Annotated in this window: 8 protein-coding genes; 1 reads left to right on the plus strand and 7 read right to left on the minus strand. The window is 64.9% G+C overall.

Features of this window, described 5'->3' with window-relative positions:
* Positions 1 to 156: 156 nt before the first annotated feature.
* The 5 genes from BLW40_RS08285 to aat all read right to left on the minus strand — a co-directional run bounded on the left by BLW40_RS08285 (position 157) and on the right by aat (position 9,365).
* Complete coding sequence (locus BLW40_RS08285; RefSeq protein WP_074767490.1) at positions 157 to 1,575, minus strand: glutamate synthase subunit beta; 1,419 nt, start codon at positions 1,573 to 1,575, stop codon at positions 157 to 159.
* 1 nt (position 1,576) lies between these two features.
* The gene (gene gltB, locus BLW40_RS08290) at positions 1,577 to 6,205 is read right to left on the minus strand and encodes a glutamate synthase large subunit (RefSeq protein WP_074767492.1); all 4,629 of its coding nucleotides are present in this window, start codon (positions 6,203 to 6,205) and stop codon (positions 1,577 to 1,579) included.
* A 270-nt stretch (positions 6,206 to 6,475) separates the two neighbouring features.
* On the minus strand, positions 6,476 to 7,807 hold the full coding sequence (locus tag BLW40_RS08295; protein WP_074767494.1) for a methyl-accepting chemotaxis protein: 1,332 nt from the start codon (positions 7,805 to 7,807) through the stop codon (positions 6,476 to 6,478).
* Complete coding sequence (locus BLW40_RS08300) at positions 7,782 to 8,306, minus strand: PAS domain-containing protein (RefSeq protein WP_074767496.1); 525 nt, start codon at positions 8,304 to 8,306, stop codon at positions 7,782 to 7,784. Before BLW40_RS08300 ends, BLW40_RS08295 begins: the two co-directional genes overlap by 26 nt.
* A gap of 426 nt (positions 8,307 to 8,732) precedes the next feature.
* The gene (gene aat / locus BLW40_RS08305; RefSeq protein WP_074767922.1) at positions 8,733 to 9,365 is read right to left on the minus strand and encodes a leucyl/phenylalanyl-tRNA--protein transferase; all 633 of its coding nucleotides are present in this window, start codon (positions 9,363 to 9,365) and stop codon (positions 8,733 to 8,735) included.
* A gap of 110 nt (positions 9,366 to 9,475) precedes the next feature.
* Between aat and BLW40_RS08310 the strand changes: the two genes are divergently transcribed.
* Positions 9,476 to 10,891, plus strand: coding sequence for a nicotinate phosphoribosyltransferase (locus tag BLW40_RS08310; RefSeq protein WP_074767498.1), 1,416 nt, complete (start codon positions 9,476 to 9,478; stop codon positions 10,889 to 10,891).
* 270 nt (positions 10,892 to 11,161) lie between these two features.
* Here BLW40_RS08310 and BLW40_RS08315 read toward each other — a convergent pair whose 3' ends face one another.
* On the minus strand, positions 11,162 to 12,976 hold the full coding sequence (locus tag BLW40_RS08315; RefSeq protein ID WP_074767924.1) for an aminopeptidase P family protein: 1,815 nt from the start codon (positions 12,974 to 12,976) through the stop codon (positions 11,162 to 11,164).
* A 17-nt stretch (positions 12,977 to 12,993) separates the two neighbouring features.
* Positions 12,994 to 13,236 (minus strand): hypothetical protein, encoded by a 243-nt coding sequence (locus tag BLW40_RS08320; protein WP_074767500.1) that lies wholly within the window; start codon positions 13,234 to 13,236, stop codon positions 12,994 to 12,996.
* Between the last annotated feature and the right edge of the window lie 34 nt (positions 13,237 to 13,270).

Below are 13,270 nucleotides of genomic sequence, written 5' to 3' on the forward strand. Positions count from 1 at the left end.
TTCGGCGCACACCGGGTCGCGCAAATCGACTTGCGCGACCCGGTGGATTAGGATGCCCTAACTGTCACCCATGTCCCCGAACACCTGTTACCCATCTCTCCGGTCTAAACACCCGTGAGGAGAGAGCGGGGCTTTTGTCTCGTAACGATCGGTCGATCAGACCTGAGGCAGTTCGCTCGATCCCATCAGATAGGCGTCGACGGCACGCGCCGCCTGACGGCCTTCGCGGATCGCCCACACCACCAGGCTCTGGCCGCGGCGGATGTCACCGGCGGCGAACACCTTGGGGTTCGAGGTGCGATAGGCGACGGTGTCGGCCTTGACGTTGCCGCGCTGGTCCTTGTCCAGCCCCAGACCGTCGATCAGGCCTTGATGGATCGGATGGACGAAACCCATCGCCAGCAGGACCAGATCGGCTTCGAGGTGGAACTCGGTGCCGGGGATCGGCTGGAACTTCGCATCGACCTCGGTGCAATCCAGCCCGGAGAGACGGCCATCGGTCCCGGTGAAGCGGACGGTGGCAACCGACCAGCGACGGTCGCAGCCCTCGTCATGCGACGACGAGGTCCGCAGCTTGTTCGGCCATTTCGGCCAGGTCACCGCCTTGTTTTCCTTCTCGGGCGGACGGGGCATGATCTCGATCTGGGTGACCGAGGCCGCGCCCTGGCGGTTCGAGGTGCCGACGCAATCGGCACCGGTATCGCCGCCGCCGATCACCACCACCTTCTTGCCGGTGGCGAGGATATCGGCCACACCGACCGGTTCGCCGCTGTTGCGGCGGTTCTGCTGGGTCAGGAATTCCATCGCGAAATGGACCCCGCCCAGGTCGCGGCCGGGCACCGGCAGATTGCGCGGGCTTTCCGAGCCGCCGGTCAGCACGACGGCGTCGAAGCCATCGAGCAGGGCCTGGGGCGAGACGTCGCGGCCGACCTGAGTGTTGGCGCGGATTTCGACGCCCTCGGCCTGCATCTGCTGGACGCGACGGTCGATCACCGCCTTGTCGAGCTTGAAGTCGGGGATGCCATAACGGAGCAGACCGCCGACCTTGGCGTTCTTTTCAAACAGAACGACGTCGTGACCGGCCCGGGCCAACTGCTGCGCCGCTGCCAGACCGGCGGGACCGGCACCGACCACGGCGACTTTCTTGCCCGAGCGCTTCTGCGCGACCTCGGGAACGATCCAGCCCTCGGCCCAGCCGCGCTCGACGATCGCATGCTCGATCGTCTTGATCGCCACCGGCTCGTCGGTGAGGTTCAAGGTGCACGACGCCTCGCACGGCGCCGGGCAGATCCGGCCGGTGAATTCCGGGAAGTTGTTGGTGGAGTGGAGAACCTCCAACGCGTCCTTCCAGCGGTTGCGGTAAACCAGATCGTTCCAGTCCGGAATGATATTGTTGACCGGGCAGCCCTGATGGCAGAACGGCACGCCGCAATCCATGCAGCGGGCGCCCTGCCGGGTCAGTTCGTCCTGATCCAGCGGCACGGTGAATTCGTGGTAGTTCCGCACGCGCTCGGCCACCGGCTGATAGCTGGGGGTCTTGCGCTCGAATTCCTTAAATCCCGTCGGCTTTCCCATCTCAGCGTCCCCCCGCCACGGCCAATTTCTTCTCCTGGACCTTTTGCATTTCGAGCAAGGCGTTCCGGTAATCGACCGGCATCACCTTGACGAACTTGGGCATGAAAGCCTCCCAATTCTGCAAAATGTCCTGGGCGCGGGCGCTGCCGGTCGCCGTCACATGGTTCTGCAACAAAGCCTGGATACGGGCGGCATCGTCACGGGTCATGTCGCGCATCAGATCGACCAGCCCATGGCCTTCGAGATCGCCGCACTGGCCCTCGATCCGGCAATTGACGTCTTCCTCGGCGGTGACCGGCTCAAGCTCGACCATCGCCAGATTGCACCGCTTGGCGAAATCGCCGGTCTCGTCCAGCACATAGGCGACACCGCCCGACATGCCGGCGGCGAAGTTGCGGCCGGTGGCTCCGATCACGACGACGCAGCCGCCGGTCATGTATTCGCAGCCATGGTCGCCGACGCCTTCGACCACCGCGATCGCGCCGGAATTGCGAACGGCAAAGCGTTCGCCCGCGACGCCGCGCAGATAGGCCTCACCCTCGATCGCACCGTACAGGACGGTGTTGCCGACGATGATGTTGTCCTCGGCGACGATCGTCGAGACCTTGGGCGGGAAGATCGCGATCTTGCCGCCCGACAGGCCCTTGCCGACGTAATCGTTGGCCTCGCCTTCCAGCCGCAGCGACACGCCCTTGGCCAGGAACGCGCCGAAGCTCTGACCGGCGGTGCCGGACAGGTTGATGCTGAGCGGAGCGGCGGCGGGCAGACCGGCATGGCCAAAGCGCTTGGCCACCTCGCCCGACAGCATCGCGCCGACGCTGCGGTTGTAATTGTGCACCGGCTTTTCGATCGTGACCGGGCCCTGGCCCGCCAGAGCCGGTTCGGCCGCCGCGATCAGCTCGCGGTCGAGCACGGTGACGATGTCGTGCTCCTGGGTCTCGACATGGCGGGTGGCGATGCCGGGACCAGCCTGAACCTGATGGAACAGCTTGGCGAAATCGAGGCCCTTGGCCTTCCAATGGTCGATCGCGGCGCGGGTGTCGAGCAGATCGGAGCGACCGGTCAGCTCTTCCAGCTTGCGAACGCCCAGGCTGGCCATCAACTCGCGCACTTCCTCGGCAACGAAGAAGAAGTAATTGATGACGTGCTCGGGCTGGCCAACGAACCGCTTGCGCAGTTCGGGGTCCTGGGTGGCGACGCCGACCGGACAGGTGTTGAGATGGCACTTGCGCATCATGATGCAGCCCGCCGCGATCAGCGGGGCGGTGGCGAAGCCGAATTCGTCGGCGCCCAGCAGGGCGGCGATGACGACGTCGCGACCGGTCCGCAGGCCGCCGTCGCACTGGACCGAGACGCGGCCGCGCAGGCGGTTGAGCACCAGGGTCTGATGGGTCTCGGCCAAACCGATTTCCCACGGGCTGCCCGCATGCTTGATCGAGGTCAGCGGCGACGCGCCGGTGCCGCCGTCGAAGCCGGAAATGGTGATGTGGTCGGCCTTGGCCTTGGCCACACCGGCGGCGACGGTGCCGACGCCGATTTCCGAAACCAGCTTGACCGAAATCCGCGCGCCGGGATTGACGTTCTTCAGGTCGAAGATCAGCTGGGCCAGATCCTCGATCGAATAGATGTCATGGTGCGGCGGCGGGCTGATCAGGCCGACGCCGGGAGTCGAGTGACGCACCTTGGCGATGATCTTGTTGACCTTGTGGCCGGGCAACTGCCCGCCCTCGCCGGGCTTGGCGCCCTGGGCCATCTTGATCTGGATGTCGTCGGCGTTGGCGAGATATTCGGCGGAGACGCCGAACCGGCCCGAGGCGACCTGCTTGATCGACGAGCGCATCGAATCGCCGTTGGCGAGCGGCAGGAAGCGTTCCGGCTCCTCACCGCCCTCGCCGGTGTTCGACTTGCCGCCGATCCGGTTCATCGCGATCGCCAGCGTGGTGTGCGCCTCGTAAGAGATCGAGCCGAACGACATCGCCCCGGTGGCGAAGCGCTTGACGATCTCCTTGGCGGACTCGACCTCGTCGAGCGGCACCGGAGCGCCCGCGGGCTTCAGGTCGAACAGGCCGCGCAGATGGAGCAGGCGACGGCTCTGGTCATTGACGATATCGCTGAACTGGCGGAAGCTCTCGGCCGAATTCGCCCGCACCGCGTGCTGCATCGCCCCGATCGTCTCGCTGGTCCAGACGTGGTCTTCACCGCGCAAGCGCACGGCATATTCGCCGCCGACATCAAGCGCGTTGCGATAGATCGGCGCGTCGGAATAGGCCTCGCGGTGACGATGGATCGTCTCCTCGGCGACCTCGGCCAGACCGATGCCGCCGATGCGGCTGGCGGTACCGGCGAAGTACTTCGCGACGAATTCATCGGACAGGCCGATCGCGTCGAAGATCTGACCGCCGCAATAGGATTGATAGGTCGAGATGCCCATCTTCGCCATCACCTTGAGGATGGCCTTGTCGAGCGCCTTGATATAGCGCTTCTGCACCTCATAGGCGCTGACCGGCTCGGCCAGGGTCGGGCGCATCGCCTCCAGCGTCTCGAACGCCAGATAGGGATTGATCGCCTCGGCACCATACCCGGCCAGCACGCACATGTGATGGATTTCGCGGGCTTCGCCGGTTTCCAGCACCAGACCGGCGCGGGTGCGCAGACCCTCGCGGATCAGGAAGTGGTGCACCGCCGAGACCGACAGCAGCGACGGCATCGCCACCCGGTCGGGGCCGATGGCGCGGTCGGACAGCACCAGGATGTTATAGCCTTCCTCGACCAGGGCCTTGGCCTTGGCGCACAGCGCGTCAAGCGCGGGCTCCAGTCCGGCAGCACCGGTTTCGGCGGCCCAGGTGGTGTCGAGGGTCACGCTGCGGAAGCCCGAACCGGGCAACGCCTCGATCCGGCGGATCTTGTCCATGTCCTCGTTGCTGAGGATCGGCTGACGCACCTCAAGCCGCTTGCCCTGCGCGCCGGCATCGCCGAGACCGAGCAGGTTCGGACGGGGGCCGATCAGCGACACCAGGCTCATCACCGATTCCTCGCGGATCGAATCGATCGGCGGATTGGTGACCTGGGCGAAACATTGCTTGAAGTAGTTGAACAGCAGCTTCGACTTCGACGACAGCACCGCGATCGGGGTGTCGGTGCCCATCGAGCCGACCGCTTCCTGGCCGGTGGTGGCCATCGGCTGCAACAGGAACTTGGTGTCTTCCTGGGTGTAGCCGAACGCCTGCTGGCGATCGAGCAGGGTCTCGGGCGACGCGGGGATCGGCTCGACCGGAATGTCGAGGTCTTCCAGCACGATCTGCGACCGCTCCAGCCACTCGGCATAGGGCTTCTCGGAAGCAAGCTGGGCCTTGATCTCGGAATCGTCGATGATCCGGCCCTGTTCGAGGTCGATCAGCAGCATCTTGCCGGGCTGGAGACGCCATTTGCGGCTGATCGATTCCTCGGGGATCGGCAGAACGCCCATCTCCGACGCCATCAGCAGCTTGTCGTCCTTGGTCACGATATAGCGGGCCGGACGCAGGCCGTTGCGGTCGAGCGTCGCGCCGATCTGGCGTCCGTCGGTGAAGCACACCGCCGCCGGACCGTCCCACGGCTCCATCAGCGCGGCATGGTATTCGTAGAAAGCGCGGCGCTTCTCGTCCATCAGCGGGTTGCCCGACCACGCCTCGGGAACCAGCATCATCATCGCGTGGGCGAGCGGATAGCCGCCCATCACCAGCAATTCCAACGCATTGTCGAAGCAGGCGGAATCCGACTGGCCCTCGGGGATCAGCGGCCACAGCTTGGCCAGATCGTCGCCCAGGATGGTTGACGACATCGTCTGACGCCGCGCGTTCATCCAGTTGAGATTGCCGCGCAGGGTGTTGATTTCGCCGTTATGGCTGATCATCCGGAACGGATGGGCCAGACGCCAGCTGGGGAAGGTGTTGGTCGAGAAGCGCTGATGGACCATCGCCAGGGCGCTGACCATCCGCTCGTCGAGCAGGTCCTTGTAGAAGGCGCCGACCTGATCGGCCAGCAGCATTCCCTTATAGATCAGGGTGCGGGTCGATAGCGACGGGATATAGAAGTCGCGCTCGGAGCCGTGGGGGGCGTTGTTGAACACCAGCTTGCGGATCACGAACAGCTTGCGTTCCAGCGCGGTCTGGTCGGCGATGCCCGGACCCATGCCGATGAACACCATCCGGACCACCGGAACGGTCGGCAGCACGGATTCGCCCAGCAGCGAGGAATCGGTCGGCACGTCGCGCCAGCCAAGCAGAACCTGGCCCTCTTCCTTGATCTTGCTCTCGAAATGAGCTTCGCAGGCATGACGCAGCGCTTCGTCCTGGGGCAGGAAGACGCAGCCGGCGCCATAGGCACCTTCGGGCGGGAGAGTGATTCCCAGCGTGGCCGCCTCGGCGCGCAAAAAGGCGTCGGGCAACTGGATCAGGATGCCGGCACCGTCGCCGGCCTTGGGGTCGGCGCCAACCGCGCCGCGATGAGTGAGATTCACCAGAATCTCAAGCCCGTCGCGGATAATATCGTGCGACTTGCGGTTTTTGATGTCGGCAATGAAGCCGACGCCGCAGGCGTCGTGTTCGTGGCGCGGGTCGTACAGCCCCTGGGCCTCAGGCAATCCGCTCATCTTTACTTCACTTCCTTATTCCCCACCGCACGAACCTAAGGGGTGCGTCGGCGTTATCCACCACAGCGTCGGCCGCGCGGGCACGACCGTTCCTTACCCCGCGCGCGTCCTCGCGACCGGGCAAAGTGGACTACATAAGCCATTCCGTCGGCTTCGCCAAGTGTCGGCTGTGGGGGGGGACTTTTTCCCGTCGTGACGGGGAGCGCCGGAACAAAAAACGGCCGGGCAGAACGCCCGGCCGCCGGTCGGGGGGACCTCGCTCGAAACGGTTCAGATCACCTGACGCAACTCGGTCATAAACGCGCCGACGGCACTGCCCAACGTCTCGGACTGGCGCGACAATTGTCCGGCGGCGACCAGGACATTGGCGGCGGCATGACCGGTTTCCTCGGCTCCTTGCGACAATCGGTGGACATTGGCGCTGACCTCGGTGGTCCCCTGCGCGGCCCGTTCGACGTTAAGCGCGATCTCGCGGGTCGAGGCCCCCTGCTGCTCGACGGCGGCGGCGATGATCGCGGCATATTCGCCGACTTTGCCGATAGTCGCGGCAATCGAGCGGATCGCTTCGGCGGAATTGACCGTCGCCGCCTGCACCGCGGCGATTTGCGAGCCGATCTCGCTGGTGGCGCGAGAAGTTTGGGTCGCCAGTACCTTGACCTCGCCCGCGACGACGGCAAAGCCCTTGCCCGCCTCGCCCGCCCGGGCCGCCTCGATCGTCGCGTTCAGGGCCAGCAGGTTGGTCTGCGCCGCAATATCGGTGATCAGACTGACCACCTCGCCGATCCGGGTCGAGGCCTCCGACAGCCCCATCACCAGATCGTTGGTCCGCCCGGCCTGAGCCACGGCGTCGGACGAGATCGTCGAGGATTGGGTCACCTGGGTGTTGATTTCCCGGACCGCAGTCGCCAGTTCGTCGGCGGCGGCGGCGACGGTCTGGACGTTGCTCGACGCCTCTTCAGCGGCGGCGGCGACAGCGGCGGCGGTCGAACAGGTGGAGGCGGCGGTCTGCTCCATCCCCTCGGCGGTGGCGTGCAGTTCGGCGGCGGCGGCGGCGGTCAACCGCACCACCTCGCCCACCGTGTCTTCGAACTTGCGGGTCACCGCCCCGAAATTGTGGACTTTCTGCTCGATCGCGGCGGTGGCGGAATTGATCATCCGCGCCCCCACCAGAAAATTTCCCAGCATGCCGCGTTCGATGATGCGGCGGTAATAGCTGCCCCGGCTGACCGATCCCATCGACGCGGTCGCCTCGCGGACGAAGGAATCGGTGCGGTCGATCAGTTCGTTGATCGAATCCTTCAACTCGCCGACGATTCCGGCTTCGTCGATTCCGACCAGACGGGCCTCGAAATCGCCCCGCGCAACCGCCTTGACCGTCATCGCCGAGGCCAGCAGCACCAGCCGGACCCGCCGCAGCATCAACAGGGTCGCCACCGACAATCCGAAGGTCAGAATCGAGATCGACAGCGTCACCCCGGACAAGTCGTCCATCAGCCATCCCTCGATCACGATCGCGAAGGCAGCCGCCATTGTCGCCATCGCGGCGGCGCGGGCCTTGTAGAGAGAGGACCGGCGACTAGAGAGAGAAGATAAACTGGTCATAGCCGACCCCCTTTTTCTGAAGCATCTCGCGGAGATAATCTTCGGCGGCTTTGATTCCGCTTTCGGGATCGGGAGCTTGCCGCTCCAACTCGTTCAGCGTTTGGTAAAGCGGCATGATCGCCCCGGTCAGCACACTCCGCTCGGGAACGCGGCGGTTAGAGTGGAAGCCGACGATCCGCTGATCGGTATCGAAGCTGGGCGTGACATGGGCAAAAACCCAGTAATGATTGCCTAATCTTGTTCGGTTGATGACATAGGCAAACATTTCTTTGCCGGACGTCAGCCTGTTCCACATCTTCCGGAACATACTGTGGGGCATATCGGGATGGCGGATCATGTTATGGGGCTTGCCCAACACGTCCTTTTCCCGAAATTCGCTCACTTCAAGGAATGTCTTGTTGGCATAAGTGATCACACCAAGCGGGTTCGTCTTGGTAACGATCACCTGCCCCTCGTCAAAAAAATTCTCTTTTCCCGTAAGGCGGATCGTATTGGGCATGGGAAGATCCTTCCTCGGCTGCTCAGTCGCGGGATCGGATTGCCACGTATCTGTTCGCTCCGGCATCCACCGACATTCCCGTTTCCCCCGAAACCGTCGGCGAGACAAGACCAAAGGCACAAGCCGATAGTGCACCATAACGCAGCCTTTCGGCCATAGGGCGAACACCCTACTAGTCATCGTTTTTTTGTATCTTGTGTTAACATCCATTTACACGACGCGAATCACGTCTCTGAATTATAATTTAATATTAAAGAATACAGTCTTAATTTTGCTCCAGAGACAGAATTCGCCCAGTTAATCTGCGACAAAGACTAGCATTCGCAAGAGCAGCGCCGCGCCATAGAAATAATATCTTTAAGGGTGGATTGGCGGAGCCCTGGCCACACCGATCGCGCATTATTGAAGGAACGCTACGGTTCGCCACTATTCCGCCAGGGCGGCTTCCCACCCCAGGCCGGGCGAGGGATCGAACTGGGCCGGACAGTGCAAGGCGTCGGACAGGCGGCGACGATAATCCTGGCGAGGAATCTCGATCGCACCGAACTGGCTCAGATGAGCGGTGACAAACTGGGTGTCGAGCAGACGGAACCCGCCCGCTTTCAGCCGCGCCACCAGATGAACCAGAGCCACTTTCGAAGCGTCGGTGCGGCGCGAGAACATGCTTTCGCCAAAGAATGCCCCTCCCAACGCCAGCCCGTACAGCCCGCCGACCAGCGCCTCGCCCTGCCACGCCTCGACCGAATGGGCCAGCCCGCGTTCGTGCAGATCGACGAACAGGCGGATGATCGAATCGTTGATCCAGGTTTCGGGCCGGTCGGAAGTGGCCTCGCCGCACGCGCGCATCACCGCCTCGAACGCGCTGTCGCAGCGGATCTCGACCTCCCCGCGCCGCAGCGTCCGGCGCAGGCGGTGGGAGACGCGAAACCCGTCCAACGGCAAGATACCGCGCAATTCGGGATCGACCCAGTACAACCGGGGGTCGGTGCGGCTGCGCGCCATCGGGAAGATACCGGCGGCATAGGCGTGCAGCAGCAGGTCGGCGGTCAACGCCCGCATCGCCCCTCCCCCGGCCCGGCGGCATTGCAAGCAGTTGCCCACCCCCGCCGCATCGTCCATATTTCAGGCATCCATCCCTCCTGCACAAACAATGATCGGAACTGCACGCCATGGGGGCCGAGTACAACCCGATTTTGGCCGTCGATAGCTATAAAGCCAGCCATAAATGGCAATATCCCGACGGCACCGCGCATGTGTCTTCCTATATCGAGGCCCGCACCGACAAAAGCGGGCTGGAGGTTCCGGGAACGCTGGTCTTCGGGTTGCTGCCCCATTTACGGCGACTGGCCGACACTCCGGTCACCGAGGCGGCGATCGCCCAGGCCAAGACGCTGTTCTCCGCCCATGGCGTCCCGTTCTTCGAAGAGGGCTGGCGGCGCATCCTCGACCGTCATCACGGCCGCCTGCCGATTGAAATCCGCGCCGTCGCCGAAGGCAGTGTGGTGCCGTTCTCGAATGCGCTGGTCCAGGTCGTCAACACCGACCCCGAAGCGTTCTGGCTGACATCCTATCTCGAAACCGGGCTGCAACGGGCCTTGTGGTATCCCTCGACGGTGGCGACGGTCTCTTGGGCGGTCAAGCGGATCTTGCTCGAATTCTGGCGCACCACCTCGGACGCGCCGGTCGAAAGCCTTGATTTCAAGCTGCACGATTTCGGCGCGCGCGGGGCGTCGTCGGCCGAATCCGCCGCGCTGGGGGGCATGGCCCATCTGGTCAATTTCAAGGGCACCGACACCGTCGAGGCGCTGCTGGCCGCCGCCGAATATTACGGCGAGCCGATGGCCGGGTTCTCGATTCCCGCCGCCGAACACTCGACCATCACCTGTTGGGGCCGCGACGGCGAGGCCGACGCCTATGCCAACATGCTGCGCCAGTTCGGCGGGCCGGGCCGTCTTGTCGCGGTGGTGTCGGATTCCTATGACGTCTTCCACGCGGTCGAAGCCCTGTGGGGCGGCAAGCTGCGCCAGCAGGTGCTCGACATGGGCGGAACCCTGGTGATCCGCCCGGATTCCGGCGACCCGGTCGAAGTCGTCGCGCTGGTGCTGAAGCTGGCGGCCAAAGCCTTCGGCACCGAACGCAATGCCAAGGGCTATGAGGTGTTGAACCCGGCGGTGCGGGTGATCCAGGGCGACGGCATCACCCCCCGCACCATCCGCGCCATTCTGGAGCGGATGAAGGCCGACCGCTTCGCCATCGACAATATCGCGTTCGGAATGGGCGGCGCCCTGCTGCAAAAGGTCGATCGCGACACCTTTTCCTGGGCGATGAAGGCGTCGGCGGTCGAGGGCGGCGGACTCTGGCGCGACGTCTACAAAGACCCGGTCACCGACCAGAGCAAGGGATCGAAGCGCGGACGCCTTGCCCTCACCCGCGACGCAAGCGGGGTCTGGCGCACCGTCCCGGTTGAAACCTGCCCCGAGGCCGACAATCTGCTGCGGCCGGTGTTCCGCGACGGGGAGATTCTGTCCACCCCCCGCTTCGGTGAAATCCGCGCCCGCGCCGAGGCCGCCTTGCGAGAGCCGTAACTAGTCTCCCGTGAAAAAGTCCCTCGCTGTCGCTCGGTGTACTTTTTCCCGTTGGATTAAAAGGAGAAAAATGGGCTAGGGGCGGCCCAGCGCCCATTTTTCGTGTTGTCTGTTTCACCAGCCTCCGAAGCCGTGGGCGTCGCCCATCGGCCTCGGAGGGAACCAAATCCATCCCCGCGCGGAAAGCTTGATTGAGCACGGGGATTCTTTTTGAACCGGGGAAAAGTACACTGAGGCCAAAGGCCGAAGGACTTTTTCACGACCGACTAACTACCCCGCCAGCGGACGAGTCGCGGCCGCCAGCCACGCGGCGGCGGGGCCGTCAAGCAGCGGCCCGATCTCGTCTTGGACCCGGGCGTGATAGGCGTTAAGCCACGCCGTCTCGACCGGATCGAGCAAAGCGGCCTCGATCAGGGCGCGGTCGATCGGCACCAGGGTCAGCGTCTCGAAGCCGAGCAGCGGACGCTCGGTCTCGGGCGCGACCGGCAGGGCGACGACCTGAAGCAGAGTCTCGATCCGGATACCATAGGCCCCGGCCTTGTAATAGCCCGGCTCGTTCGACAGGATCATTCCCGGCTGGAGGGCAACGCTGTTGCCAGCCTTGGAAATCCGCTGCGGCCCCTCATGCACCGACAGATAGCTGCCGACGCCGTGACCGGTGCCGTGATCGTAATCGAGCCCCTCGCTCCACAGCGGCAGCCGCGCCAGCACGTCGAGTTGGCTGCCAGAGGTGCCGACGGGAAAACGGGCGCGGGCAATGGCGATATGGCCCTTCAGCACCAGGGTAAAGCGCCGCCGCTCCTCGGCCCCGACCGGACCGATCGCGACGGTGCGGGTGATGTCGGTGGTGCCGTCGAGATATTGCCCGCCGGAATCGACCAGATAGAGGTCGCCCGCCGCCAGCACCCGGTTGGTCGCAGGCGACGAGCGGTAATGGACGATCGCCCCGTTCGGCCCCGCGCCGGAGATGGTATCGAACGACAATCCGCGATAAAGCGCTCCTTCGGCGCGGAAGCGCTCCAATTGCGCGGCGGCGCTCAGTTCATCGACGCGGCCAGAGGGCGCTTCCGCGTCCAGCCAGCAGAGGAAGCGGACCATCGCCACCGCGTCGCGGCGGTGCGCCGCCCGCGCCCCCTCGCTTTCCGCCGCGTTCTTACAGGCTTTGGGCAATTGACAGAGGTCGGGGCCGCGCTCGATCTGCGCCCCGGCCAGACTGAGCCGCTCGACGACATAAAACGACGCGGCGGCGGCATCGATCCGCACCCGCCGCGCCTCGGCCCCCAATTGGTGCAACGCCGCGTCCAGCGCCTCGGGCGGGGCGGGTCTGACCGCCGGACCAAGATGCTCGGCCAGACCGGGAATGGTCAGCTTGGCCGGGTCGATGAACAGATCGACCGTCGCATCGGCATGCAGGATCGCGAAAGACAGCGGCACCGGACAATAGGCGACGTCGCCGCCGCGGATATTGAGCAACCAGGCGATCGAATCCGGCGCGGTCAGAACCAAGGCGTCGCCGCCCTCGGCGCGCAGGGTGGCGGCGATTTCGGCCCGCTTGTCCTCGGAACTGCGCCCGGCCAGCGCCAGCGGATGAGTCTCGACCGGCACCCGAGGCGGTGCGGGCCGGTCCGTCACCCACACCGCGTCGAGCGGATTGTCGGCACAGGCGACCAGTTCGGCGCCGACACGGGCGCAGGCGCGCCGCAACGGCTCGACCTGATCGGCGGTGTGAAGGCGGGGATCGAAGCCCAGCCGGTCGTCTTCGGCCAGCACCCGGACCAGCCAGCGCGGCGGCGGCATATCGAGCAGATGCAGCGGCTCGAACAGGGTCTGGTCGATCTCGGCGCGGACCTGGAGGGTATAACGCCCGTCGCAAAACACCGCCGCCTTGTCGCGCAGCACCACGGCCAGACCGGCCGAGCCGGTAAAGCCGGTCAGCCAGGCCAGACGCTGCGCCGACGGCGGCACATATTCGCCGAGATATTCGTCGGCGCGCGGCACGATAAAGCCGGTCAGGCCGCGCCGAGCCAGTTCGGCCCGCAACATTGCCAGCCGCTCGCTCCGCGCCGCCGCCGCAACGGCGGGCATGTCCACGACGGCGGCGGTCACACCAGGATGTCGAGATAGGTGCCGCGCGCGGCGTTGTTGTCGAGGCTGTCGAGCGGGGTGTCGGCCGACAGCATCCGTCGCCCGCGCGGTCCGTCGGGAGTTGCACCGCCCGGATTGCCGCCCAGCATCGTAGTAGATGTCTGAGACGTGGTGCGGGGGCGACGGTTGACGACCTCGCGCACCCCTGCGACCGAGCCGCCCAGGCCGGAAAAAATGTCGCTCGGAGTTTTCTCGACCATTGACCGCCCGACTCTAGAAAGACGCTTAACGGTT

It is taken from the genome of Magnetospirillum fulvum, assembly GCF_900108475.1.
Classification (GTDB): domain Bacteria; phylum Pseudomonadota; class Alphaproteobacteria; order Rhodospirillales; family Magnetospirillaceae; genus Phaeospirillum; species Phaeospirillum fulvum_A.